This window comes from Glaciimonas sp. CA11.2 (genome assembly GCF_034314045.1).
Taxonomy (GTDB): Bacteria; Pseudomonadota; Gammaproteobacteria; order Burkholderiales; family Burkholderiaceae_D; genus Glaciimonas.
The window spans coordinates 871,993-898,899 of sequence record NZ_JAVIWL010000001.1; the positions used below are offsets into that span (position 1 = coordinate 871,993).

Sequence of the window (26,907 nt, forward strand, 5' to 3'; positions counted from 1 at the left end):
AAAAATGTTAAAAAGGTAATATTGCATCGGGTTTAACTACTAGAATCACCCGCTTAAATTCTGCTTGTATGCGCGCTAGTGCATCTTCCGATTCGGCCTCAAAACGCATGACTGCCACCGGTGTGGTATTCGATGCCCGCACCAATCCAAAGCCATCCGGATATTCCACGCGTAAGCCATCAATCTTGATAATGTCATCCGCACCGGGAAACTCCGCTTGCTGCTGTAAAGCGGCAATCAGCGTAAAGTTCTCGCCCTCGGCCAAGGTCAATTGTAATTCCGGCGTGCTAGTCGATTGCGGTAGTGCGTTCAGCACCGCTGAAGGATCACTCTCCCGACTCAACAATTCCAGCAAGCGGACACCGGCATACAAGCCGTCGTCAAAACCATACCAACGGTCTTTGAAGAACACATGTCCACTCATCTCACCGCCCAACGGCGCACCGGTCTCGCGCATCTTCGCTTTCACCAGTGAATGGCCGGTTTTCCACATCAGCGGCTTGCCACCGTGCTGCGTAATCCATGGCGCCAGATGGCGCGTACATTTAACGTCGTACAAAATTTCCTGACCCGGATGACGGGTCAGCACATCAGCGGCAAACAGCATCAACTGGCGATCCGGATAAATGATCTGACCATCTTTGGTGACAACGCCCAGACGATCGCCATCGCCGTCGAACGCCAGGCCAATTTCTGCGTCAGAGGTTTGCAGCGCCCGAATGACATCCTGCAAATTCTCCGGATGCGCCGGATCGGGATGATGGTTCGGAAATGTTCCGTCCACCTCACAAAACAATTCTTGTACTTCGCAGCCGAGGGCGCGATACAGTTCACCAGCAAACGCACCCGCCACGCCATTGCCGCAATCGACAACGATCTTCATCGGCTTTGCCAACGTCACGTCGCTGAGGATGCGTTGCAGATAGGTGTCCTTGATATCGTGCGTGCTGTAATGCCCCACATTCTGCGTCTGCTCGACCGTGCGGCTAACCGCATCCGTCGCAATCGACTGATACAGTGCCTGAATGGTTTCGCCATAAATCGCCTCGCCCGCCAAAACCATTTTGAAGCCGTTGTAATCGGGAGGATTGTGGCTGCCAGTCACCATGACGCCGGATTGTGTGTCCAGCACATGGGTCGCAAAATACACCATGGGCGTGACGACGACACCGAGATCAATCACGTCGACGCCAACATCCTGTAACCCTGACGCCAGGGCCGCGGTCATTTCGGCGCCAGATAAACGGCCATCACGACCGATCACAACTGTCTTTTGCCCCTTAGCGATGGCCGCTAGGCCAAAAGCCTGACCGATATGACGCGCGATGCCAGCGTCAAGCGTTTTGCCAATAACACCGCGGATGTCGTAGGCTTTGAATATCGAATTTTGGAGTGGGAGCATAGATTTACTACGAAGGAATTAAAGTGAACGATGAGGAACAAACGATCGCAAGGAAGTTATTTCCAAGCTGCTGAAAGTTTTTTGCACTTGTAGTACGACAGCTCTCATCAATCTCCTTAAAAAGACACAACGGATTCTTGTCTATTCACATTTACAGAATAGATTCGCCATCTCAGACAAAGAAACAAAGACGGTAAAACTTTGAGCGTTAGTACTAATGAAGTGAGGTTGTACAAAGAATTAAATACAGCACATCTCAGGTCTTGATATCTGACGCTGGCACGCAGCATAGGCGATAGGACCCACCAGCCAGCTTACATGTACATCAATCTTTTAATACCGTCTTCTTAAGTTCATCAACTCAATAGGCAACCTATACCACCAGAATTTGGCTATCTGTTATTAACTCAAAAAGCGTGACTCTTAGAAGTACTTACCAATAAGGACTATACGTGCAGCGCATCCAGCGATTTGCCCGATGAAACCCACTCTTGTATCCACTTCGGTTGACGACCACGACCAGTCCATTGCAGGGATGCATCAGAAGGATTGCGGTAACGCACAGCGACTTTATTTTTCGTTGCCGTATTTTTGTTACGTGGCGGGGTACTTAGCAAATCCTTCAAGGAAATACCCGCACTTTGAGCGATTGCTAGAATTTGCTCACGCGCTTTCGTCATTTCTTCGTGCTCACGATCCTTCAAGCTCTGCTTAACCTGCTCTTGCAATACCCGTAACTGGGCAACCGTTAGGCCTGATAAATCCATAATTACTCCGTAATTTGAGGTTCATTGAAAACTGCACATGCGGTTAACTTATATAGTTTCGCAAAAATTCAACCAATCATTATATTGAAAATTACTGCGAATTTACTGATATCGAATGATGTACTATCAACGGATTGTAAAGGCTGAACACCAAAGTCGATTATGCTGAAAATACTAAAAATAATTTAGTAGTTTTCGATGCAAATAGCGAATCATGCAATAAATGTCGTTTTCGCCAATACGATATTCTATAAAAAAACCAAATTATCTATTCATTTCAAAATGTATATACTGGTTTATTAATACAATTTGAAGTCAGGCAGCGCGATCATTAGTTTCATGAATGCGCCAAATGAAATCTGCGATATCACATTGCGGCGTATATTCTGCTACCGTACGCAACAGTATAGTACGAACTTCTTCAAAATTAAACTGATCGCATGCAATATCCAACTTGGCTAATAACTCCTGCAATACGACCCAAGGAATCTCTAGTTCTTGAGCACGCATTATAAGTGGATGCTCGGTTCCCTCGACATTCTCCCCAATCAACAATTCTTCATATAACTTTTCACCGGGACGCAGGCCAACATGATTAATTTCGATAGTGCCGTCCGGCGTAGAGTCAGATAAAACCTCAAGCCCACTCAAATGCACCATGCGTTTAGCCAAATCAACAATCTTTACGGGGTCGCCCATATCCAAAACAAATACATCTCCCCCCTCACCCATTGCGCCAGCTTGTAAAACCAATTGTGCTGCTTCAGGCGTTGTCATGAAATAACGCATAATCTCTGGATGCGTTAATGTAATAGGCCCACCAGCAATAATTTGCTTGCGAAACAGAGGCACTACCGAGCCGGAAGAGCCCAAGACATTGCCAAAACGCACCATGCAAAAACGTGTACGTGACGGTGATTTAGCCTGGAGCCTTGAAAAGGCCTGCAATATCAATTCGGCGAAGCGCTTGGTAGAACCCATAACATTCGTAGGTCGCACCGCCTTGTCAGTAGAAATCAAAACAAACGATTTGACTCCCGCTGCCATCGCCGCCTTAGCCAAACTTAACGTTCCAAAAACATTGTTCCGGATACCCTCTATAGGGTTATGTTCGACCAACGGAACGTGCTTATAAGCGGCAGCATGATAAACCGTTTCAACAGAGAATGTACGCATAATACGCTCGCATTTTTGCGTATCAAGTACCGAACCAAGAAAAGGCAATAACTCCAGCTCAATTCCAAGATTCTGCTTTAGCTCCACCAACTCCTGCTCAATTGAATATAATCCAAACTCAGACATTTCAAGCAAAATCAAATGCGATGGGCGTTGGCGAATAATCTGGCGGCATAGTTCAGAACCAATTGATCCGCCCGCTCCGGTCACCATGACCGATTTATTCACTATACAAGCGGAAATCAGATCAGGGTCAGGATCAACCTGGTCGCGACCAAGCAAATCCTCAATCTCAATTTCGCGAATATCCTGCACGCGTAACTCGCCATTGATTAAACTCTTAATCGGCGGTGCTACTTTAATTTTTACTTTGAGTGGTTCCAGATGATCTAGGATACGCTTTTGCTGCGCCTTGGTCTGTGAAGGAATAGCGACTAATACTTCCTTGATGTCGTAACGCACAATCAGGTCACGCAGTTCACCAGCCGAAAATACCCTAATACCCGCAATAGTGGCGTTATGCAGCTCTTTGTTATCATCAACAAATGCCACTGGCAAATATTCATTACCGGTGCGCAAAGCGATCGCCAATTGCGAACCAGCCTGCCCTGCGCCATAAATAGCCACTCGCACCGCTCCACTATTTCTAATGAAACCGCTCAGTTGTAACAAATAAGCGCGTGCAATAAATCGACTCGCAGCCAGATACAAAATCGTACTTATCCAGTAGGTGCCAAATACCGCGCGTGAATATCCGCCTGTTTGTGTAAATGTCGCCAATGCTGCCAGCGTGATCACGGAAAGAGACACTCCGAACACCACAACGTAAACAATCTTGTGATCTATAAACCGAATGACCGCCCGATATAAACCCAATCGGATAAAAACAGGAATAGATATTATTGGCGTTGCGACGAGCAATAATTTATATTGAAGAAGCAAGGGAAGATTGAGATAATCATAACGCAGCCAAATTGCCAGACAGAATGTCAATGGCAGAAAGATAACATCTAATATTACCGCTATAAATTGCTTGTAAATTCGTGACAAATTTAGAAACCAAATCATATAAATAATTCAATCAAAGTATATAACATCAATAATAATCGGAGCTAACGTTCATCGAATCATTTTAATGTGTAACATTATCCCTACGCACAACTTTTAATAAAGTGAGAAAAATTATTCTAACATCAAAAAATATTGAACAATTTTGCATATATTCAATATCTAATTTCACTTTTTCTGGAATCGGCAATTCATCACGGCCATTAACCTGAGCCCAACCAGTTAAACCTGGTCTCATCTTATCAACATCATACTCAGTACGCAATGTAATCAGATCCTCTTGGTTAAATAATGCTGGACGAGGCCCGACAAAACTCATATCTCCAAGAAAAATACTCCACAATTGCGGCAATTCATCCAGACTGGACTTTCTTAGAAAAGAGCCGTTCGGTGTTAAATATTTATTTGCATCAATCAGTAAATGCGTAGCTACAGCTGGCGTATTTATTTTCATGGTACGAAATTTAGGCATGCGAAAAATTTTATTATTACGACCAATACGGTCTGACCAATACACAATCGGCCCTTTCGACGTGATAAAAATCCATAAAGCAATCAAAACTATAGGAATGCACAAAAGAATAGATGCCACTATAGCCAGAAATAGATCAAAAAGACGCTTCATAAAATGACCATATTTAAAATATACGCCTTACTGTTTCCTTTAAGCCATCATTTACAGATATCGGTGGTATCCATCCTAACCGCTCTTTGGATTTGCTTATATCAACCTGCAAGGAGCCTAAAAGACGTTGCGCCGTTGCACGCTTTCCAAACATACTAGCAAGTAACATTAATACAACAGGAGGTACAGAGAATAAAAGAGAGCGCTTACCAAGCGCTTTTGCGCAGGCGTTAAGTAATTCGGAAATTGATAAATCATCTCCATCGGATACAAAAAATATCTCGTTGGCCGCATCTGGATGTTCAATACAGCAGATAATTAAACTTATCAGGTTTCCAAGGTAGACAAAACTTCGTTTATTTTTCACTGCCCCAAATGGCAAAGGAACCCACGAGTAAACCCAACGCAGCATACTCGCGAAATTTGCCTTTACATCTGGGCCATATACTAAGGGCGGACGAATAATAATAACTTCTAATCCTGTGTCTTTGGCTATTTGAAATAGCCCTAATTCCGCCTCATATTTAGAGACTCCATAAGCATCTTGGGGGTTTGGAATATCTTTCTCTGTGAGTTTTACGCCGTTGATCGTTTCCTCTCCATTAACTTTGATCGAACTGAGAAATATAAATCGCTTTACGCCGGATTCCACAGCCTGCTTAGCAAGATTTAATGTGCCAGCACCGTTCACTCGTCTAAATTCAGCAAGAGGATCGCCGGAGACTTCTTGCATCACGTGAACGCGCGCTGCCACATGTATGACCGTATCAATTCCAGCCAGGCATCGCGACCAATCGGTTTTCTCGTTAATGTCTAGAATGACTTCCATTTGAGCGTCTGGCAAAGAAAAAGGCTCCCTGACAGCACAAATCAATTTTACTCCAAGCTCAATCAATCTTAAAGATAACGCGCGCCCAACAAATCCACTGGCGCCAGTGAGTAGAATCGCATGATCGATTTTTTTATTTTGCAATTCCAGACCGTGCTCCATAGATATGTATGGCTATTCGTTATAAAAATCTCGTTAGCCTATGTGACGTTTCCTTCTTACAGCGGAATTTTTCAAAGTTTAGATGACTTATCTACGATACGGTTCCAACTAATTTTCAAATAAGCGCTTGATAAAAAAAATTTAAAAGCACTGCTTAAATGCCATAACAAGTAGCGTATTTTGCGATGACTATCATGCTGCGCATCGTGAACAACCTTGGCATGTTTACTAACTAAAATTTTATACCCAGCCAAACGAGCCCTAGCACAAAAGTCTACATCTTCGTAGTACATATGATACTTTTCGTTTAATCCATGCAAACTAGCATAGATTTCGCGCGGAATTACCATAAACATTCCTGCCACCCAATCAGGCATGATTACATCTTCTGTATCAACGAGCGCCTCAGGTTTTAATGAAAAATGACAAAGTCGACTTAACAATTTTTTGCACAACAAAAAGGGGCTTGGAAAATGTCGAGCACTTGGCTCAACTTCATTTTTTTCATTAAGGACCAACGGTGCGCAGATGCTATTAGGTGATTCTTTAAGAAGAGCCAACAATATGTCGAAAGGATCTCGGAGCAATTTTATATCTGGATTGAGAATGACGAAGTTCTCCGCATTGCTAAAGTTAAAGGCAAAATTATGATTCTCGGCAAAGCCCTTTGGCGTGCTATTTTCGATCAATCGTAAAGGAAATGAAAGTCCATCATAATCAACATCAAATTTCTCATGTATATTACTAATCAGAATAATTTCGACATCATCCCTATTAATTTTTCTTATATTTTGAATCAGTTCTTCAATATATTTTTTATGACCATGACTCACTATTGATATTGAAAATATTTTTTGCATGAGGGTTGATGTAAACAATTAAATGGAACACGGCGCTCCTAAATATCAAGTGAAATTCTTGCTACTATAAGTTGACGCCATGGCGATAATTTACGAATACTTAACGATTCAGGCAGCTTTAATTTTGAGCATAAGGGATGACCGTTGCCCCCTTCGTCTGTTGCCAAACTTATTTCCTAATCTCAGCGAGTACGATTAGCAGCGAAACCTCTCTGCTCATCACAGCAAATTCACGCACCTTCGGCCGCAACAATTTGAAAAAACTGTGTCTGAAGAGACTGTCTGTAACATTATCTATTTGGCTCCGCGCGGTGAACCCAAGCACATAATCGCCCATGACATGGCAATCAGACGCGCATACAGCAAAGTCCTGATACTAGTCTCCGTAGCTAAGTTCTAGCATGCCAAGCACATTTATCCAATTTTTGAAAGTATCGGCGGACCGTGTCTCCCCACCCATTGGAAGACTGACCTTAACAAGGCCGCTGGTAAAGCTCTCCCATTAGAACATTAGTCAAACACCCATATGCTGTCCAACAAGGAACACGTCACCGCCAAGGCCGTTGTCGACAGCTTTTTCCGCATAACCCGATCCCGAGCCATCAGATAGCAGCAAGATTATGCCGTCGAACCAAGGTCGGGAAACGTACAGTTTCAAAGTTTGCAATGGGCGCATAGCTTACAGCGCTATTTTGTCGACCAACGTTACGCATTGCTAATGCGGACAAATGTAAAACGAATGCGCGCCACTAAACGCACCTTTCCGTCCTAGGTCGCACCAAACGCCGTCGCCTTATCGCGCAATACACTCCCTAGGGCAAGATTCGATTATTCACCACTACTCGTATACACTCGGCACATCAAAATACTCAAATATCCGGTGGATACAGGCATGAATTCAATATTTCGATTGCCGATCTAAACAGCCCGTCTTTAAGTAGATACGCATTTTTTTAAATTCCAGCATTTAATTTTATAGTAGAAATCGAGATGTCCATCCTTTTAAATAATAAACAAGATATCAGTCCAAAGAAAAATGATTTCGTAATCAAATTCTCTATGTGGTTGATATTGTTAATTACCATCGCTTCAATATTTGTTCCGCTTTCTCCAGCTATGCCATCCGGTGGTCTCGATCCGTCTTGGCAATTCGCGCTCAATCAAGCTGTGGCGCAAGGCTTCCAATTTGGCAAGCAAATTATTTATACTTTTGGGCCTTATGCATCTATCTATACCAAAGAATACCATCCTTCGACAGATTTCATAATGTTGATGGGAAGTTTGTACTTGGTAGCGTCATACGCATTTTGTTGCTCAATATTAATGCGTCGCCTTAAATGGCCATGGCAGCTTACTTTATTTACAGCTTTATTTGCATCAATATACTCCAGAGATGCCCTACTTTTCTCTTTACCGCTAATTGTCGGATTAGCGACGTTCATAATTATAACGACTAATAATGAACTACGAGATAATAAAAAATTAATCCCACTGTCTATTGCTATAATTTTTATGGGGTTGGGTTTTTTGCCATTAATAAAAGGAACTATGTTGGTGCTGTGCACGCTGACAACATTTATTTGTGCATTATATTGTTTTATTAAAAAACAAAAAATACTAGCGATAATCTGCACAATGTCACCCGCCATTTCGATGCCTCTATTTTGGGTAGCCGCGGGGCAACCCATAGATAATCTGGCAACATATTTCTCATCTATGCTCAATGTGATTTCCGGATATTCCGAAGCGCTGGCAGTGGATGGCGATATTAAAGAAATTATCGCTTACGGTGTCACTTCAATACTTATATTCTTAGCTATCTTTTTCCAAAATAAAATTGATCTTATTTCGAAGTTCTTCCTAGCTATAGTTTATTTTTTATTCTTATTCATTGCATTCAAGGGGGGATTCACTCGTCACGATACTCACACCATCATAGCTAGTACTTCTCTCCTAATTGGTGCATTGTTGCTACCAATTTTCTTAAATGGAAGAAGCATTTTCCCTGTAATAATCATTGCGTTTATTTCTTGGAACTACATAAACCATAGCTACTTTCGTACATCTATGGTGGATATCGGGAGAAACATTGGCTTAACGTATTTTTCAGCTTGGGAGGGCGCGAGACAAAGGATAATTAACCCAGATTGGCTGAACGTTCAATTTGATGCTGCCGTAAAGAAAATTCGCGTCGAGGCATCTTTTCCCCTTGTTCAAGGGACCTCAGATATTTATTCATATGACCAATCTTACTTAATTGCATCCGGGAATTTATGGTCTCCAAGACCAATATTTCAAAGCTACATGGCTTACAGCGCCAAATTTGCAGAACTAAATAAAGATTACTTATTGAGTTCGAAAGCCCCAGAAAACATCTTTTTTAAAGTAGATTTAATCGATGGTCGAATGCCCTCTCTTGATGATGGTGTTAGCTGGCCTGTTATTATTCAAAATTATCAACCACTGGAAATAAAAAATAATTTTTTGGTTTTTCGGAAAAAACCTATAACAAACAAACCTGAATTTATAAATGTCAAAAAAATGGAGCGGAGCTTCGGTGAGAAGATAAATCTGCCTAATTCTCCAAATCAATTATTTGCCAAATTGGAATTCGCACCGACCATCGCTGGAAGGTTAATGAGTATTCTCTTTAAACCCAGCCAATTATTTATCACTCTTAATTTAAAAAATGGTAGTAAAAAGGAGTTCCGAATTATATCTGACATGGCAAAGTCAGGATTTTTGATATCTCCCTTAATAGAAAATACACTAGAATTTGGAATGCTGTACGGAAAGCCAGAGTTTTTGAGTGAAAAGATGGTGGAATCTTTCTCAGTGTCATCGCATTATGACGGGATCAAGTCTTGGAGCGGAAAATATACGGCGACCTTGAGTGAAATTAAGCCGGTATCTAAAATTAATGTTTCAGAAATTTACAAATCCGAATTTAGTGATTTTGATGATGAGCTCTTGAACATTAACGTGCAGACCTCAGAGAAATGTAACGGTGTGATTGACATGGTGAACGACAAGCCTCCGAGGTCTGCGGGGATAGTGATCGCAAATTTATTGAGAGTTAAAGGTTGGCTTGCAGATTCGATTGAAAAGGCTACATTGCCGGAGGCAGTCTACATAACCTTGACAGACGAGAATGGGAAGCGTCGATATTTAAATACGCGCCGTATTCTGCGAGCTGACGTGGGTTCTCACTTTAAAGACTCCCGCCTTAATAATTCGGGCTACAGCATGGTCGCGAACGTATCCAGTTTACGAGGAAACTATAGCCTTGGTCTAGCTATCAAAACCCTTGGAAAGACTATGACATGTCCACAGTTTCACCTGCCAGTGACTTTTTCCCGATAAGCTTTCTTAACAAAATTAATTTTTCTAAAAGCTCTACATCTCATCGAGTAGGCGCTATGGGCGCCCTTCCGAATGCAACTTGTCAGGGCATCAAGTTAGCATGTCCTGTTTTTAATATCCGCAGATTCAATTCAAGAATTCGGCAAATTCGATTGTGATCTTGATGTTACGCAAATAAATTAGGACCCGCAACGTCCATTTCGCTGGCTGGCCGTGAAAAATTCGGCCAATCGGCGAGCAACGAACTTCTGCGCAGAGAGTATTTCAGCGAAATAGCAGCAGTCATACCTATATTTCGCCTTTCGGTTTAAAGGTAAGCGTTCCCTCAGTACCCTCTACCCATAAACACCAAATTTCTGCATGATTTGAATGGGAAGGCACAAATTAATTGTGCCCACAAATTCACATTATGGACACAAATATTGGGACGGTTTCGCGAGCAAAGCGCGGCGCTTATCGCCAGCATTCAACGGAATTTAAACGCAGGGTCGCCGAAGAATCTCTGGTGCCAGGAACTTCGGTATCGCGGGTGGCGCGTGCGCATGACCTCAATGCCAATCAGGTTTTTGCATGGCGCAAGCTATTTCATGTGGGAGCCTTTGAAACTGCCTCGGGCCCGCAGAGTACATTATTGCCGGTTGTGCTCAGCGATCCCCTGCCGGTAGATACACAACCGGTCTTTACCAGTACCGCTGTTTCCCCCGGGGTCATTATTCTGGAAGTAGGCAAAGCCCGGCTTCGACTCGAAGGCGTCGTCGACTCTGCCATGCTTGCCCTTGTTCTGGAACGGTTGCTCGCATGATTGGTCTGCCGGCAGGCACACGTATCTGGATGGCAGCGGGTATGACCGATATGCGCTGTGGTTTTAATGGCCTGGCAGCCAAGGTGCAGACGGCATTGGGCGAAGATCCGTTCAGCGGTCATGTCTTCGTCTTTCGGGGACGGCGTGGAGATATCCTGAAAATTCTGTGGTAGACCGGCGATGGCCTGTGCCTGCTGGCCAAGCGCCTCGAACGCGGCCGTTTCATCTGGCCGCAGGCAACGGAAGGATCGGTGTCGCTCTCGCAAGCGCAGTTGTCGATGCTATTGGAAGGGATCGACTGGCGGCGTCCGGAACGCACGAATCGGCCCTCATCAGGCTTGTAAACATCGCCACACATGCGTAAACTGGCACCATGCCAACGCACACCACTCTTCCTGACGATATCGCGACCTTGCAGGCCATGATCCTGGAGCGTGACGTCGCCCTTGCCGCGCAAAGTGAAACGCTGGCGCAGTTGCGGGAAGAGCTTTCCACGCGCGGGATCGAAATCGAACACCTCAAGCTTCTTATCGCCAAGCTCAGACGCATGCAGTTCGGCCGCAAATCCGAGAAGCTCGATCACCAGATCGAACAACTTGAACTGCGACTGGAAGATTTGCAGGCCGATGAGAGTGCTGTTGCCATGGAAGAACCTCCGACCAGAAAGCCACGCCAGAGTGCACCGCGCAAACCGCTGCCCCTTCATTTACCCCGTGATGAGAAGATTTATTTGCCCGAACAAAATGCCTGTCCGGATTGCGGTGGTGGCCTGCGGCAACTGGGCGAAGACGTTGCTGAACAACTCGAATTCATTCCCGCCAGCTTCAGAGTCATCCGACACATTCGTCCGAAGCTGGCCTGCAAGTGCTGCGATACCATCCTGCAAGCTGCCGCGCCCAGTCGTCCGATTACACGCGGTCTGGCAGGTCCCGGATTACTGGCCCATGTACTGGTCAGTAAATATGCCGATCACCTGCCGCTCTATCGGCAATCTGTCATGTATGCCCGTGAAGGTGTCGAACTGGATCGGGGATTATTGGCTGACTGGGTCGGTGCTGCCAGCAGTTTGCTGCGACCACTGGTGGACGCGATTCGACGCCATGTGCTGGCTGCCACGAAACTGCATGCCGACGACACACCCATACCCGTTCTGGCACCGGGTAATGGCAAGACCAAGACAGCGCGACTATGGACCTATGTGCGGGATGACCGTCCTTCCGGATCTGTTGAACCAGCAGCAGTCTGGTTTGCCTATACTCCGGACCGTAAAGGCATCCATCCACAAACACATCTGGCCTCTTTTAGTGGCGTGTTGCAAGCGGATGCCTACGCTGGATTTAACGCCATTTATGAAAGCGGCCAGGTCGTGGAAGCCGCTTGCTGGGCGCATGCACGCCGTAAATTTTATGATTTGCATGTGGCCCGACCATCTGCGGTCACCACTGAAGCCTTGCGCCGGATCGGCGAACTGTATGTGATTGAAGCTGAGATTCGCGGCCAACCACCGGACCAACGTCGCGCAGCCCGACAAGCACAATCGCTCGCGCTTATCGATGACTTCGAATTCTGGTTACGGGCGACGCTTCTGCTGCTATCGCGCAAGTCAGACACGACCGCTGCCATCATGTATAGCCTCAATCTATGGCCTGCGCTAAAACGTTATTGTGACGATGGCTATATTGAAATCGATAATTCCGCAGCGGAGCGCTCCTTGCGTGGCGTCGCTATCGGACGTCATAATTATCTCTTCGCGGGTGCCGACAGCGGTGGAGAGCGGGCTGCCGCTGTTTATTCACTGATCGGCACAGCGAAATTAAACGGTATTGATCCTGAAGCCTGGCTACGCCACGTTCTCACCCATATCGCCGACCACCCGGTCAATCAGGTCCATGACTTCCTGCCGTGGAACTTCACATCTACGATGGCGATAGCCCGCTAATTCTTGCCGATTGAATTTCTCTGCCGGAATTTATCGAGACGGCCGTGGGAATACGCTTACGTTTAAAGCGTACAAGGAGCACGTCTAAGTTCGAATTAAACAAGACACACCATTTTTTATAAAGCACATCATATAAATACGTCTTTGCTTGAACTTCTGGGCTAAAACTCTTACCATTTATACAATGCTAAGCAACGCTCCGCATGAATGGCAAAAAACGCAGAGTTCGGACAACTGCAAACGATATGCCGAGTGCTGCAACAGTAGAAATTAGTGGTCCTGTCCAAGGCTTCCTATAGTGGGCGGCACTCCCCAGTTTGCTGTTAGTTGACCAACTATCAGTACATGAATTCCATAAATCCCGAGTGAGCAGCTGCTGAGAGACTGTATTGGTATGTCAAGTAACTGAGGCAATTTCTTAACTCGAAGAACGAGTGAGAATACCGCCGCTGATAACAATATAATGTTTGGAGATAAATTCGAGTAAAACAGTTGTGAGGGTGCACCAATTAAATGCGAATAATAATAGGTTGATAAGGTAGTCACGGCGAACGCTACAATAAATACCACCCCCCAAGACATCCGACCTAATCGGGAAAACAAGCGATCATCGTACAAACAAGCACCGAGAAGTAGGTATCCTGTATTTCCGTAGAATTGCCAAAGATGCCAACCCTCTAATAAACTCTGTAAACTGGCAGGTAACGCTACCTTAAAAGTCATGTAAGTAGAGGTAATGGCCCACCCGCCGAGATAGAGGGCAATTTCGCCATTTGTTCCGCTCTGATATAAGCGACGCAACAGCGGAATGAAGGCATATATTCCAATTAGTGAGTATAGATACCATAAATGGAACGCAGCCTGTCCATTAATAAATTTAATTGGCCAATCGTCTGAACGCATCCAGTAATAAGACCAGGCTATATAAATAGCAGACCAAAACAAGATTGGTGGTCCTATTCTTATCACTCGTTTAGAGAAAAATTCGCCTAAGGGCTCAACTTTACCAAGCAATGTCGCCCCAGCAATCATAAAGAATATGGGGACGCATACGCGTGAAATTGCTGCATATATATTCGCAGCAGCCCACCGATCGGAAAAGGCCCCGAACTCCTCGCCACTGACATGGAGTAAAACAACTAATATACAAGCCAAGGCGCGCAGGTACGAAATACGAAAATTCAATTTAACCTCAGAAATTGTAATATACAGGCTTGAACGTATAAAAGAAGGCGCGTAATGGTTTGGCGTGTATTACGGATAAATATATTAGTAATTTAAAATTGAAATTTATCCTGCCGCTCTTTTAGACATATGAACTTACAGGCTGAAATAATCTTAAATAACTTTTTACATCAAGTAAGTATAGGTTCAGCGCTTCATTACACACAAGTTACTACGTATCAGTTCAAACTCACATTAGAATCGCAATATATCTTTCGCGGTTAAAAGTCAAATATGCATGACATTAACCGATCACGTCCCTAAGCAGCGGCTTAATGATAACACCTTGCCCGTAGCGGATATGCTTACATTTATCTTGATCGTTAATATATCCATATTCATAAGTAAAAGGCGGCGATTATGACTTAAGTATGAGAATGTAAGCGTTTAATAAACGGCCTTACTTAACGACATATTCATACACTAAGACACCCCTAAATTTTTGGCCAGCAATCTTCACCATACCTGAACAACGATCAAGTTCTTGGAAGAGAGGCGTTTGATCCTGGTGTTGAAATACAAAGAAACTCCGTCCTTTTTTCTGATCGGAAGCACAAATTTTCTTTACGTCATCATAGTTTGCAACAGGTTTATATGTGTATTTAAGGCCCGTTTTGGGTAACAACTTGTCTAAATAATGACGGTAATACGCTTCATTTGCCGGCCAATTTAGAAGAATTACAGAATCGTCCTTTATATTATTTGCAATAAAATCCGCGCCTTCCCTATATTCTTCTTTGTAAGAGTTATCTTTATAAAAATAATTAAATATACCAATCAAACTTAATATTGAAATTATTATTGTTAATATAATTGAGAGTAATTCTTTTAGCTTTGACGCAGAAAATAACAATGAAAATGAACAATAGATGACCGGCAACGCGACTAAAAAATAGCGAGGATGCCACATTTTTGATGTAAAGGCGTTATATACAGAATATAAGAATAAAAATAAAATAGTAGCTATCAATAAAATCGCTAAAATAATTTTTTTATCAAAAATCCGTTCTCTTATATGCTTGAGTGAAAAAATCCAATTTTGTTTTTCAGAGTAACCAGTCAAGCATGTCATAAGAAAAACAGCCCAGACTACACTAAATCCGACTCCATAACCTGGCAGCAAGAAATTTAACGTCCCGGGAATCATTTGGGTAATTATTTGAGAGAGATGATACTCCCCCCAAGCATAACCTCCATGACTACTAAATATGAATGCTTTTTTGCTCAGCAACATCCACGGAAAAATAGCAAGAGGAACAATTAAAAATTTTGTGATTTCAAAATATCTGCGACTCGGAAATATGACAAAAAGAGTGTAAATTCCAGCAAAAAGACCGGCCATAAATAAACCAGTGTAATGGGAGTAAGCCATCAATACGTATATGGCTAGGCGGTTTCAAATACCAAGCGCAACACTGGGTTAATTAACAGTGTCAGTCGGATGTTGTAGCAACGCGATGTGCTGAGTATAAACGACGAGTGGCGACTCATAATCGAGCCTTGCTCTTGGACGCGTATTGAGCGACAAGGCGATGGCGTCGAGTTCGTCCTGAGAGTAGATCGACAGGTCCGAACCCTTGGGCATGTATTGGCGCAACAAGCCGTTGGTATTTTCATTTGACCCGCGCTGCCAAGGGCTGTGCGGGTCGGCGAAATAGATCTGAACACCGGTGCGCTCGGTGAGGATTTTGTGGCCGTGCATCTCGCGCCCTTGGTCGTAAGTCATGGTCTTGCGCATCGCTGCCGGCTCGCGGTTGAGCACCGCCGAGAAGCTGTCGACGACCGCTTTGGTGGTTGCGTTGTCCATCTTGGCGAGCACCACAAAGCCGGTCGTGCGCTCGACCAGCGTGCCCACCGATGAGCGGTTGCCGGCACCCTTGATCAAGTCCCCTTCCCAATGGCCGGGAATGAGGCGGTCCTCGACCTCTGGAGGCCGGATGTGGATGCTCTGCATATCTGGGATCTGACCCCGGCGATCGGTGCCACGGCTGCGTGGCTTACGGACCTGGTTGTGGTGACGCAGGCAGGCAATCAGCTCACGCTTGAGTTCGCCGCGTGGGTGCAAGTAGATGGCGTTGTAGATGGTCTCGTGGGACACAGATTTCTCAGAATTGTCGGGCCAAAGGGCCCTGAGTTTGCGCGCTATTTGCTGCGGCGACCAGAGGAGTTTTAGCTGATGCCGGACGACCTGGAACAAGGCCCCGTCCGCGTGCAGTTTGGGAAGACGTCGCGGCAGGACACGACGCGCCTGGCATTGTGCGTGGGCCAGATTGGCATCGTAGACGCCGGCACCGCTGGTGCGTTTGAGTTCGCGGCTAATCGTGCTGGCTGAACGGCAAAGGCGTTTAGCAATGGATCGGGTGGAGCACAGGTCGTCGCGCATGGTCATGACGACGGCGCGTTCCTGAGTAGTTAAATGTTTGTAAATTTTCGCCATGGCGGCACCTTACAGCAGAAGGTGTTGCACTTGGTCTTTGAGAACGCCCTACATCTACCCATATACTTGATGTCCATTTTTTATCGGTCGGAAAATTTGATGCTTGTAATATATGATTAGTAACTCTAACAGTTGCTATCGTGCATAACAATAAAGTTAATGTGTAACTACGTACTTCCTGCGAATAAATGATTGCAGAAGGAGAAAGTGCCAATAAAGTGACACCTAAAAATGCCGACAAATAGCCGACATTTTTTTTCAACCCATAGAAAAATATAAATGGAGAGAGCGCCCCTAAGAAAGCCGATAAAGACCTCAGTACGAAATCCGAACTACCAAAACATTTAGCCCAAAGGATAACTAATAAGTCAAATAACGGAGGAGTATTATCAGCTGCCTTCCAAGTAATAAAGGAATCATTAAAATTTAACTCAGGTATAACTTTGGGAGTGAAATTTAGCCATGATGATCCATGCCCCACGTCCAAAGCGGCAGCTACGGTGAACAATTCGTCTGACCACAATCCGACCTTGTCCAGATGATAGAATCTCAAAAAGACACCGAAACACATAACAATCCAAGCTAATATAAAATATTTTTTGTCCTCTTTCTGGAGATTAAAAAAATAATTTCTAATGGTCTTGAAGTTAATTAAATTAAAAAAATTTGAATTCGGACTTAAATCCGTATCCTTATGCAAATTTGCTGAGTGTTCATTTTTAAAGACAAATACTTTAACCATGAAAAAATTCACTATTAAACCCGCACCAATCCCAAGTAACTGAGAATAGACAATCATAGGGAACCAAGACAACGTTATCCGAAGTATTAATATGTTGACCACCAAGCCACCCAAGGATCCCACAAGGTACATTTGCCAAAGCCTTATGCTGGGGCCAACGTCCCTTTTGAAGGTCCAATAGTGATTAAGAATATAATTCTGGGTTGATGCAAGTATGTAACACAGTACAGCGATGGGCAGAGCGGGGCCACGAAGGCAGTCCACCAACAAGAAAAACAGAAGTAAGTTGGTAAGGGTTCCGAGCCCTCCAATGACGGCAAATTTTAGAAAGCCATTCAAAAGTGGTCTATGACGTTCCCAGGATGCCGCCGTCATCTATTGAAAACCTTAGCTACCGTTTCCAGGGACCGAAATAAAGTTTCTGTCCCAAGGTTTCTCATTTCCAAAGATACCCAGCCGGTGTAGCCCCCATCCTCCAAACGTCGAGCGAGTTCCTGGTGTTCGTACCGGTCAATAACAGCCGCCAAGGATGGTTCACTGATGTGAACATGACTGATATGAGGGATTAAGGTCTCAAGTGTGCTCAAATTTTCCTCGTTTTCCAACATCGTCCCTAGATCAAGGTTTAACTTAAAAAAAGGAGAATTAATAGCTTGAACCAACTCCAATGCCTCGGGCGTAGTGTTTAGATAGTTGGTTCCGTAAGAGGACGGGTTCGCCTCAATGCCGATAGTGACGGACTTGGACTCTGCATAGGCGGCACAGGCAGCGAAAAACTCCTCCCCTACCGGTCTCTGCTCAGGATGCTCGATGATCCGGTTTCGGGGGCTTCCAAAAACCACATGCGGGCAGCCAACGGCTGCGGCGAAATCCAGTGCCGAACATGTGTATTGCAATAAAAATGCCCTTTCCTCTGGAGTGCCAAAAATTCGCTCAGTCAGGCCGTACCAAAGAGACTGCATAGAGCAGATACCAAAGCCCCAACTATTTTGAATCTCTGCAGCCAGGGAAGCGGCCACAATAATATTTTCGGGCTGATAAGGCTTCTGCGGTACTAGCCGGGTCGGAGCAATTTCGAGCGCGGAAAAGCCTTCAGCCTTCATCTTTGAATAAACCTCTTGATCGTCTTCGAGGCCCCATGCGATATTCGATGCTGAAATTTTCATATTTTATCTACCTCAAACGCATCAACCTCAACCCAAAAATCATCAGGGATTTCGCTATCTAAGGCGCCCACGTTCTCCTTCAGTTGTGTGGGACTACTTGCACCCAAGACCGGTAGAACGCCACGACGTAAAACCCACTGAATAGCGGCATGGGATCCCTTGACCTCATGTTCAACGCATACCCTGGAAAAATGATCGATCCTAGCCTTGTTTTGCTCGTATATTTTCTGTGTTTTGTCGTACCCAAGCTGGCCACTTTTTGCGATCCGGGACTCTGGAGGAATAGATTCGCGATACTTTCCGGTAAGGAGACCTTGAGCTAAGGGAGCAAAGCCTAACATTCCAACGCCTTCCGCCTGACAGAAAGCGCGGACACCATTAATATCGGCTTTATTAATTGCATACGAATAAATGAATTGGTCAAGGATAGGCTTTTCGAGCCCTAGTCGATTGCAAACCTCGTGGCATTCAACTAAAGCTGCGAGAGGCCATTCTGAGGTGGCCCAATATAGAATTCGGCCGGAGTTGATCAGCCGGTTGAAGGTGCGTACAACCTCCTCCATAGGGGTTTCTGGATCGTAACGGTGGGCATAATAAACATCCACATATTCCATTCCCAACCTTTTCATGGACTCGTCGAAAGCCCAGAGAATATGCTTTCTTCCCAAACCCTGATGATAGGTGTGTGAACCAATTGGCCATGAACCCTTGGTGGCCAAGACAAACTCTTCCCTAGGGTATTTCTTCAGCGCATGCCCTAAAAGTGTTTCCGCCATCCCCATCCCATAATTGTTCGAGGTATCGAAGGATCTGATACCCAGGTCCCAGGCGCCGTCGATCATCATCTGAGCAAATGCCTTGCCAGAATCTTCGGTCCCAATGGTCAGAGCACTTCCAAAGGTGATTTGGGACAACTTAAGGCCGGACATACCGACCCTTTTAAAGGGTTTCATGAGTTACCTTTTTAAGGGCAGAATTGCTAGGCTCAAAATCATACACGAGTGAAGTCGGGCGACCCTTGACCTCGGTGCAGACTTGACCCAGATATTCGGCAATCACTGAAAGTACAACAAAAAGAAGGGAAAATAACAGGGACATTACAGCGCAAACTAAAAATGATGGCTGCCATTGGCCAGGACCAAAGCACATACCAGCTAACGATAGGAGCATCAAAACGAATGAGGCCACAGCAGCAGAAGGGATTTTTCTTAAGGGCTCAATAGAAATTCCCGTAAGACTATCCAGCGCATACCTGATCATTGACTTCAAACGATATTTTGTTTCTCCTGCAAATCGCTTGTCCCTGTCGTACGAAACTACCGCTGTCTTCATACCTAAAAAGGGAACTATTACCCGAAATACTCCGTTGACTTCGGGGAGTGCCAAAAGAGTCGCCACAGCTTTTCTATCCAGCAAACGAAAATTGGCAGCATCTTTTTCTAAACAAATTCTGCCCGATAGCGAATTCAAAGTGCTATAAAACAAATGGGCACTCAGGCGCTTAAAAACGCTGTCATTGGGCCGACCTGCCCGAGATCCGACGACGACATTGGCTCCCTCTTCCCATTCCTTCACCATTTGCAGAATTATGCCAGGGGGATCTTGAAGGTCAGCGTCCATTACAATTACCGCATCTCCCGCCGCTATGCGGAGACCGGCATGTATAGCGCCCTCCAGACCAAAATTTCGAGATAGTTGCACTAAAGTGACAGTTTCCGGGAAGCGCTCACGAAGCTGTCGCATTTGGACTAGCGTTCCATCCTTAGAGCCATCATCTACCAACACTATTTCAAGTTCATAACGGTCTGTAATCGGCTCCAGAGCTGTCAAAATTTCCTCGCAAAACGTGGAAACAAGCTCCTCTTCATTGTACATTGGACCAATTACGGAGATCAATTTTTTCATCAAAATCAGTTCCTATTTATTTCCAAATATCGGCATCGCTTAGTAGCTGCTAAAAGACTCTGTTTCAAGCTTTTCAAGCACATCATAAATATTGTCTATTTTTCCACCTAGGACGGAGTAACACCCCGGTAATTCTGGATGCTTTTCGAACAAAATCGGCCTACCGTCATCCCCCTCATTCTTTACCAGAACGGTTTTGATTTCAAATAACGAGTCGACATACTTGGCATCAAAAACGGCAGGGAGATAACGACCTACATCCCTGATCATGCGGTCAACACGCGTTGCACGCTCATATTCACTAAGTTTTTGGTAAGGATTAATGCCCTGATCGTCATTCCAGTGCATATGTGTGATCGGCGACCCGAAAGTGCCTAGCTTCCGGCAACTTGAAAGTGCCTAATAGTTGCCACATCCACCATTATTTTATTCTTTATTTTCTTCCTGATTTTTCACTCCAAACTGTCTTTTCTTCGCACTTAGTCTTGTTCTGCCTTCGATTTATTGGTTTTTAACCATTTTATGCGGCGCATCATAGGGTCATGGAGGATTCCTCATGAGACCCACAAAACGTCGCCTCTGCCGGTGCTGTAAGCATTCGTTCGATGCCGACCACCGCAACACCCGCCACCAACAATATTGCAATGCACCCGCGTGCCGAAAAGCATCAAAAGCGGCGAGTCAACGCGCATGGACCAATAAGCCAGAGAACCGAGATTATTTCAGCGGACCTGAAGCGGTGGACCGGGTATGTTCTTGGCAAAAGGATCACCCTGAATACCGTGAGCAGCAAAAAGTTAAACGGGCCACTGCGTTACAAGATCACTGCCATGCGCAACCTATTGATATCAAACAGAAAAATGAGGCCGATAAAAATCCAGCAAAGATGGCTGAACCTGCGTTACAAGATGTCATCGGCCCGCAATCGCTGGTGTTTATTGGCTTTCTGGCCCATTTCTTCAATTTAACGTTACAAGATGACATAGCGTCCACCACTCGGAAACTGCAACAATTAGGCGCCGATATTACCAACAGAGGATTGCCAGATGACGTCATCAAAACAGTTGATTTGTTCACAGCGCCGGCGCGAGGTGCCAGCACAGTTCAGTTGGATCGATCAGCGCCTGGTGCGTGAGCACTACCTCGATCAATTGGATGCCTATGCGATGGCGCTCTATCTGTTCCTGGTCACGGTGGCCGATGCTCAGGGACTAAGCTGGTATGGGGATGGAGCAATCGCACGGATTTTATCAATGGATACTGAGCGTTTGCACCGCAGCCGCACAGGCTTGATTCAGGCACAGCTACTGGCATACGTCCCACCGGTCTACCAGATCCTTGCGTTAGACAAGCCGCTCCCACCTAAAGCCGCACCACACCCCACGATGGTGCCAGCACCGACATCCACGCTGACAACCACTGACATATCGGCGAGTACGACAGTGCAAGCGCATCTGAAGGCACTTCATGATGCACTCGGTAAGCGCCCATGATTACCTATGAACTCTGGTGCCAGATTCGAGATTGCCGTGATCGGCAGCATATGAGTTTGAGCCAGATCGCCGCAGCACTTCATTTACACCACCGCACGGTAGCGAGCTGGGTTGATATATGCTGCATTACGAACCCAGAAAAAAAGTACCCCGGCCGAGCGTATTGGACCCCTTCAAAGGAGAAGTCACTCGGCTGCTCGATACACACCCGTTCAGTGCCCAGCAGATCTTCCAGCGGCTGCGTGAAAACAACTACGCCGGTGGCTACAGCACGGTTAAAAAATATGTCCGTCTCATACGGCCCAAACATCGATCTGCGTTCCTCACGTTGGTGTTCGCACCGGGCGAAGCGGCGCAGGTTGACTGGGGCAGTTGGGGCACGATTGGCGTGGGTCAAACACGTCGGCAACTGAGCTTCTTCGTCATGGTGTTGTGCCATAGCCGGCGCATGTATTTGGAGTTCTTTGTCGCGCAGACGATGGAGCATTTCCTGGTAGCGCATGAACATGCCTTTGCAGCTTTCAATGCGGTACCGAGTCGGATCATGATCGACAATTTAAAAACTGGCGTACTCAGTCATTTAGCGGGTTGTGCGCCGATATTTAATCAACGCTATCTGGATTACGCCCGTCACTGTGGCTTCACGATTACGGCCTGTAATGTAGCTTCAGGGTGGGAAAAAGGCCGAGTTGAAAATGGTGTCGGCTATGTCAAAAAGAACTTCCTCAACGGTCTGGAATTGGGCGATTTCAATGCAGTCAATCCAGCCGCACAATTGTGGTTGGACACGGTTGCCAATGTCCGCATTCACGCCAAAACGCATCAGCGTCCGATCGACATGTTTGAACAAGAACGGGCACATCTGCAGCCCTGCAATCCGGCCCCCTATGATATTGGCCGCATCAGCACGGCACGGGTGTCCAAGCAATTTCGTGTGGCCTTTGATGCTAATCGTTACTCCGTACCGGTGCACTACGTAGGCATCATCGTGATCCTCAAAGCTTATCCGGAGCGCGTTTGCATTTACTACGCCGATCAACTCATCGCCTGGCATCTGCGCAGTTACGAGCGCGGTCAAGATATTGAAAACCCGGATCATCCGAAGGTGCTTGTTGAGCAGCGCAAAAATGCTCAGGCGCAGCGCCTGCTGTTGCGCTTCCTGTCTCTGACCCCACAAGCCGGAAAATACCACGAAGGACTGATGGTGCGCCGAGCTAACTGGCGCAATCATGTCGCCAAGATCAATGCCCTTGCAGAAATTTACGGGGTTGCTGAAACAGGCCGTGCCATTGAAGATGCGCTGGTGTTTGATGCCTTCAGTGGCGAATACATTACCAACTTGCTTGAAGCTCGTGCCCGCGAACTACCACAAGCAAGTCCCTTGCAATTGACACGGCGGCAGGACCTACTCGACATGACGATTGCCGAGCCCGATCTCTCCCTATATGAACTGAGCCATCATGAAAACAAAAGCTGACATCGCCAAACCTGACCTCGGATGTGATATGGCCGTATTACATGAGCAACTGCTGGCTATGCACATGCCGTATATGAATGAACACTTTGAATCGTTAGGACAGAAGGCGGCTTTAGATCAGTCGCCGCATGTAGATTACCTGGCTGAATTGATCGATGGCGAAAGCAATCAGCGCAACGACCGCACAACATTACGACGCATTGTAGCTGCACGATTGCCGGTATTAAAAACGATTGACCAGTTTGACTGGAGCTGGCCGAGCAACATCAATCAATTACAGGTCCGGCATTTATTTCGTCTTGGCTTTCTAAAGGATAAGGCGAATATTATCTTTGTTGGCAGTGTTGGTTTAGGAAAGAGTCACTTGGCAACTGCACTGGTTCATACTGCCTGCTTGCAGGGTCATTCGGCGTTATTTACTTCGGCCGCCGAGATCATCAACTCACTCTCGGCTTCGCAAGCAGCTGGCGGATTCAAGCGTGAAATGAACAAATATCTGAAGCCATCTGTGCTCGCTATTGACGAGCTTGGATACCTTCCGATCGATAAATTTGGTGCTGACTGTCTGTTCCAAATTATTAGTGCGCGTTATGAACGTAGCTCTACTATCGTGACCTCTAACCGGGCATTCAAACACTGGGCTGAAATCTTTAACAACGACAGTACGCTGACATCAGCCTTGCTTGATCGACTTCTGCACCATGCTGAAACCATCCTCATTGAGGGGAAAAGTTACCGCATGAAGGATCAGATTGAAAATTTGAAGCCTTAATCAAAAGAAGGCATGGCATGCTGGCTGCGCCAGCGTGCCATGCCTGACCTCGCCGACAATCTGCCTGCATCACTCTCTCAACAGTATTCAATTGGTCTCGGATTCGTCATGACATAAGGATGAATAACGAAGTCGCGCTCTTCGGGAGAATTATGTTGAGCTGAAAATACGAAAATATAAAATCAGATCACCCAATTGCACTAGGCACTTTCAAGTTGCCCAAAGCTAGGCATATTCACGCTGCCGCGCACAAAGCCCGGTGGTACCCACATTTGACGCTTATTTTCAGCCGATAAGACCACGCCGACCCAACGACCAAATGTAGGAGAACTTTTGCGGATATCGACGGCAACGTCAAATACTTCGCCGGCTACGACGCGGACCAATTTACCTTGTGGTTGCTGGATTTGATAATGCAAACCGCGCAGCACATTCTTAGCCGATTTGGAGTGATTATCCTGCACGAAAGTGGTCGTGACACCGGTCAGTTCTTGAAAGGTGCGCTCGTTAAAACTCTCGTAAAAGAATCCTCGATCGTCACCGAATACTTTGGGTTCGATGATGAGTACGTCGGGAATATCGGTTGTTTGAATGTGCATCTTTAATAAACCTTATCTGTCAGTAATCGCAGCAAATATTGACCGTAGCCATTTTTCTTTAATGGTTGCGCAAGCGCTTCGAGATGTTCGGCGCTGATATACCCTTTGCGGAAAGCGATTTCTTCTGGGCAAGCGACTTTCAAACCTTGACGATTTTCGATAGTCGCAATGAATTGACCTGCTTCCAGCAAAGATTCATGCGTGCCAGTATCCAGCCAAGCCATACCGCGGCCCATTAGTTCCACATTAAGCTGATTAGTTTCAAGATAAACCCGATTAACGTCCGTAATCTCTAATTCACCACGTGCGGAGGGTTTTATACTGGCTGCGATATCACAGACCTGTTGATCGTAGAAATACAAACCGGTAACGGCATAGTTAGACTTCGGATGCGCTGGCTTTTCTTCAATGCTGACTGCACGGCGTTCACCGTCAAACTCGACTACACCGTATCGCTCCGGATCCTGCACGTGATAGGCAAACACGGTCGAACCCGTGGCCCGAGCAGACGCATCCCGCAATTGCGTTTCGAAATCATGACCGTAATAGATGTTATCGCCGAGGATCAAAGCTGATGGCGCATCACCAACGAATTCGCGTCCGATAATAAAAGCCTGCGCCAGTCCGTCGGGTGTGGGTTGTACTGCATAGGTTAAAGCGAGACCCCATTGACTACCATCACCAAGCAGTTCCTTGAAGCGCGGGGTGTCTTGCGGTGTCGATATGATCAGGATTTCGCGAATACCCGCCAACATCAACGTGGTCAGCGGATAGTAAATCATCGGTTTGTCATAGACCGGCAGTAACTGCTTGGAAACCGCCATGGTGACTGGATATAAACGGGTGCCTGACCCACCTGCGAGAATAATTCCTTTACGTGCTAACGTCATTACTTGATCTCCTCGCTGGCTTTACGTTGGCTATAGTTTTGCTCAACCCATTTCAGATAATCGCCTGACTGAACATTGTTCACCCAAGGCTGATTATCAAGATACCACTGGACCGTCTTGCGAATGCCTGTTTCGAAAGTCTCAGCTGGCTTCCAGTCTAGCTCTCGAGCAATTTTTCCTGCATCAATTGCGTAACGGCGATCATGCCCGGGACGGTCAGTTACGTAAGTAATTTGATCGCGGTAGCTGCCATTCGTTTTTGGATCGAGGGCATCCAGGATGTCGCATAAAACATGGACCACATCCAGGTTGGCTTTCTCGTTCCAGCCGCCGATGTTATAGACTTCGCCTGGCCGTCCTGCCTCTAAAACACGACGAATTGCGGCGCAATGATCGCTGACATAGAGCCAGTCACGCACTTGCTGACCGTCGCCATAAATGGGTAACGGCTTCCCTGCACGGGCGTTGGTAATAATGAGCGGGATGAGCTTCTCGGGGAAATGATACGGCCCGTAATTATTCGAGCAATTGGTGGTTAGCGTCGGCAAGCCATATGTATGGTGATAGGCGCGCACCAGGTGATCTGATGCGGCTTTCGAGGCTGAGTAAGGGCTATTCGGGGCGTATGCTGTCGTTTCTGTGAACGGCGCATCGTCTGCGCCCAGCGTGCCGTATACCTCATCGGTCGACACGTGCAGAAAACGGAAAGCGGCCTTATCGGTTTCAGGCAAAACTGACCAATGGGCGCGCACTGCTTCCAATAGACCAAAAGTGCCATTAACGTTGGTTTCGATAAACGCAGCAGGTCCGTGTATTGAGCGGTCAACATGACTTTCTGCGGCGAAGTGAACAACGGCACGTGGTTTATATTGGGCCAGCAGTGCGGCAACTTGTGCGGTATCACCGATATCCCCATGCACAAAAATATGTCGTTGATCCTCATTAACGGTGGCGAGGTTATTAATATTGCCCGCGTAAGTTAGCTTATCGAGATTAATTACCGATTCATCACTTTGTGCCAACCAGTCGAGTACAAAATTAGAGCCGATAAAACCGGCGCCGCCAGTAATGAGAATCATGTGGGTATCCTGAATGCGTTTAAAAATGATAGCGATCTACCCGACTAAAAATGAATGTCGTACAGGGAAATACACCAATTTGCCACTAGCCCATAATTATCCACTATTATCGCGGTCATTAAGTTACCAA

23 protein-coding genes and 2 pseudogenes are annotated in these 26,907 nt (G+C 45.9%); 8 read left to right on the forward strand and 17 right to left on the reverse strand.

Features of this window, described 5'->3' with window-relative positions; genetic code table 11:
* Positions 1-7: 7 nt before the first annotated feature.
* From RGU75_RS03710 to RGU75_RS03735, 6 genes are all read right to left on the reverse strand, one after another.
* The gene (locus tag RGU75_RS03710; RefSeq protein ID WP_322233129.1) at positions 8-1,402 is read right to left on the reverse strand and encodes a phosphomannomutase/phosphoglucomutase; all 1,395 of its coding nucleotides are present in this window, start codon (positions 1,400-1,402) and stop codon (positions 8-10) included.
* A 446-nt stretch (positions 1,403-1,848) separates the two neighbouring features.
* The gene (locus RGU75_RS03715; protein WP_322233131.1) at positions 1,849-2,169 is read right to left on the reverse strand and encodes an H-NS histone family protein; all 321 of its coding nucleotides are present in this window, start codon (positions 2,167-2,169) and stop codon (positions 1,849-1,851) included.
* Positions 2,170-2,484: 315 nt separating this feature from the next.
* On the reverse strand, positions 2,485-4,413 hold the full coding sequence (locus tag RGU75_RS03720) for a nucleoside-diphosphate sugar epimerase/dehydratase (RefSeq protein ID WP_322233133.1): 1,929 nt from the start codon (positions 4,411-4,413) through the stop codon (positions 2,485-2,487).
* A gap of 64 nt (positions 4,414-4,477) precedes the next feature.
* Complete coding sequence (locus RGU75_RS03725) at positions 4,478-5,038, reverse strand: sugar transferase (protein ID WP_322233135.1); 561 nt, start codon at positions 5,036-5,038, stop codon at positions 4,478-4,480.
* A gap of 13 nt (positions 5,039-5,051) precedes the next feature.
* Positions 5,052-6,011, reverse strand: a complete 960-nt coding sequence (locus tag RGU75_RS03730; protein ID WP_322233137.1) for an SDR family oxidoreductase — start codon at positions 6,009-6,011, stop codon at positions 5,052-5,054.
* An 89-nt stretch (positions 6,012-6,100) separates the two neighbouring features.
* Positions 6,101-6,889, reverse strand: a complete 789-nt coding sequence (locus tag RGU75_RS03735) for a hypothetical protein (protein WP_322233139.1) — start codon at positions 6,887-6,889, stop codon at positions 6,101-6,103.
* Between the two features lie 990 nt (positions 6,890-7,879).
* Between RGU75_RS03735 and RGU75_RS03740 the strand changes: the two genes are divergently transcribed.
* The 4 genes and pseudogenes from RGU75_RS03740 to tnpC all read left to right on the forward strand — a co-directional run bounded on the left by RGU75_RS03740 (position 7,880) and on the right by tnpC (position 12,993).
* Entirely contained in the window at positions 7,880-10,252 is a 2,373-nt protein-coding gene (locus RGU75_RS03740; protein ID WP_322233141.1) for a hypothetical protein, read from the forward strand.
* Positions 10,253-10,661: 409 nt separating this feature from the next.
* Positions 10,662-11,054, forward strand: coding sequence for an IS66-like element accessory protein TnpA (gene tnpA / locus RGU75_RS23935; RefSeq protein ID WP_416186780.1), 393 nt, complete (start codon positions 10,662-10,664; stop codon positions 11,052-11,054).
* Between the two features lie 29 nt (positions 11,055-11,083).
* Positions 11,084-11,398 (forward strand): annotated as a pseudogene (gene tnpB / locus RGU75_RS03750) (IS66 family insertion sequence element accessory protein TnpB).
* Between the two features lie 29 nt (positions 11,399-11,427).
* Positions 11,428-12,993, forward strand: a complete 1,566-nt coding sequence (tnpC, locus tag RGU75_RS03755) for an IS66 family transposase (RefSeq protein ID WP_322233143.1) — start codon at positions 11,428-11,430, stop codon at positions 12,991-12,993.
* 270 nt (positions 12,994-13,263) lie between these two features.
* Here the strand turns inward: tnpC and RGU75_RS03760 are convergent, their stop codons facing one another.
* From RGU75_RS03760 to RGU75_RS03795, 8 genes are all read right to left on the reverse strand, one after another.
* Complete coding sequence (locus RGU75_RS03760) at positions 13,264-14,178, reverse strand: acyltransferase (protein WP_322233145.1); 915 nt, start codon at positions 14,176-14,178, stop codon at positions 13,264-13,266.
* 439 nt (positions 14,179-14,617) lie between these two features.
* Positions 14,618-15,559, reverse strand: a complete 942-nt coding sequence (locus tag RGU75_RS03765) for a hypothetical protein (protein ID WP_322233147.1) — start codon at positions 15,557-15,559, stop codon at positions 14,618-14,620.
* Positions 15,560-15,637: 78 nt separating this feature from the next.
* Entirely contained in the window at positions 15,638-16,654 is a 1,017-nt protein-coding gene (locus RGU75_RS03770; RefSeq protein ID WP_322234666.1) for an IS30 family transposase, read from the reverse strand.
* Positions 16,563-17,771 carry a GtrA family protein gene (locus tag RGU75_RS03775; protein ID WP_322233149.1) on the reverse strand — a complete coding sequence of 403 codons (1,209 nt, stop codon included), beginning with the start codon at positions 17,769-17,771 and terminating at the stop codon, positions 16,563-16,565. Before RGU75_RS03775 ends, RGU75_RS03770 begins: the two co-directional genes overlap by 92 nt.
* Positions 17,768-18,562: a sugar phosphate isomerase/epimerase family protein gene (locus tag RGU75_RS03780; RefSeq protein WP_322233151.1), complete on the reverse strand. Its 795-nt coding sequence runs from the start codon at positions 18,560-18,562 to the stop codon at positions 17,768-17,770. The genes RGU75_RS03775 and RGU75_RS03780 overlap by 4 nt, the downstream gene beginning before the upstream one ends.
* Positions 18,559-19,515, reverse strand: coding sequence for an aldo/keto reductase (locus tag RGU75_RS03785; protein ID WP_322233153.1), 957 nt, complete (start codon positions 19,513-19,515; stop codon positions 18,559-18,561). Before RGU75_RS03785 ends, RGU75_RS03780 begins: the two co-directional genes overlap by 4 nt.
* Positions 19,502-20,467 carry a glycosyltransferase family 2 protein gene (locus RGU75_RS03790; RefSeq protein ID WP_322233154.1) on the reverse strand — a complete coding sequence of 322 codons (966 nt, stop codon included), beginning with the start codon at positions 20,465-20,467 and terminating at the stop codon, positions 19,502-19,504. The genes RGU75_RS03785 and RGU75_RS03790 overlap by 14 nt, the downstream gene beginning before the upstream one ends.
* Before the next feature lie 39 nt (positions 20,468-20,506).
* Complete coding sequence (locus RGU75_RS03795; protein WP_322233156.1) at positions 20,507-20,815, reverse strand: hypothetical protein; 309 nt, start codon at positions 20,813-20,815, stop codon at positions 20,507-20,509.
* Positions 20,816-21,023: 208 nt separating this feature from the next.
* Here RGU75_RS03795 and RGU75_RS03800 point away from each other — a divergent pair, with 208 nt between their 5' ends.
* The 4 genes from RGU75_RS03800 (at position 21,024) to istB (ending at position 24,209) form a co-directional block, all read left to right on the forward strand.
* Positions 21,024-21,602: a hypothetical protein gene (locus tag RGU75_RS03800; RefSeq protein WP_322233158.1), complete on the forward strand. Its 579-nt coding sequence runs from the start codon at positions 21,024-21,026 to the stop codon at positions 21,600-21,602.
* Positions 21,559-21,960 (forward strand): hypothetical protein, encoded by a 402-nt coding sequence (locus RGU75_RS03805; protein ID WP_322233160.1) that lies wholly within the window; start codon positions 21,559-21,561, stop codon positions 21,958-21,960. Before RGU75_RS03800 ends, RGU75_RS03805 begins: the two co-directional genes overlap by 44 nt.
* A 118-nt stretch (positions 21,961-22,078) precedes the next feature.
* A complete protein-coding gene (gene istA, locus RGU75_RS03810; RefSeq protein WP_322232605.1) occupies positions 22,079-23,437 on the forward strand; it encodes an IS21 family transposase in 1,359 nt (452 codons plus the stop codon).
* Positions 23,421-24,209, forward strand: coding sequence for an IS21-like element helper ATPase IstB (gene istB / locus RGU75_RS03815; RefSeq protein ID WP_322232604.1), 789 nt, complete (start codon positions 23,421-23,423; stop codon positions 24,207-24,209). The genes istA and istB overlap by 17 nt, the downstream gene beginning before the upstream one ends.
* Positions 24,210-24,445: 236 nt before the next feature.
* Here istB and rfbC read toward each other — a convergent pair.
* The 3 genes and pseudogenes from rfbC to rfbB form a co-directional block, all read right to left on the reverse strand.
* Positions 24,446-24,808: pseudogene (gene rfbC / locus RGU75_RS03820) on the reverse strand (dTDP-4-dehydrorhamnose 3,5-epimerase); the annotation flags it as partial.
* Positions 24,809-24,810: 2 nt separating this feature from the next.
* Complete coding sequence (rfbA, locus tag RGU75_RS03825) at positions 24,811-25,698, reverse strand: glucose-1-phosphate thymidylyltransferase RfbA (protein WP_322233164.1); 888 nt, start codon at positions 25,696-25,698, stop codon at positions 24,811-24,813.
* Positions 25,698-26,777: a dTDP-glucose 4,6-dehydratase gene (rfbB, locus tag RGU75_RS03830; protein WP_322233166.1), complete on the reverse strand. Its 1,080-nt coding sequence runs from the start codon at positions 26,775-26,777 to the stop codon at positions 25,698-25,700. The genes rfbA and rfbB overlap by 1 nt, the downstream gene beginning before the upstream one ends.
* Positions 26,778-26,907: the final 130 nt, after the last annotated feature.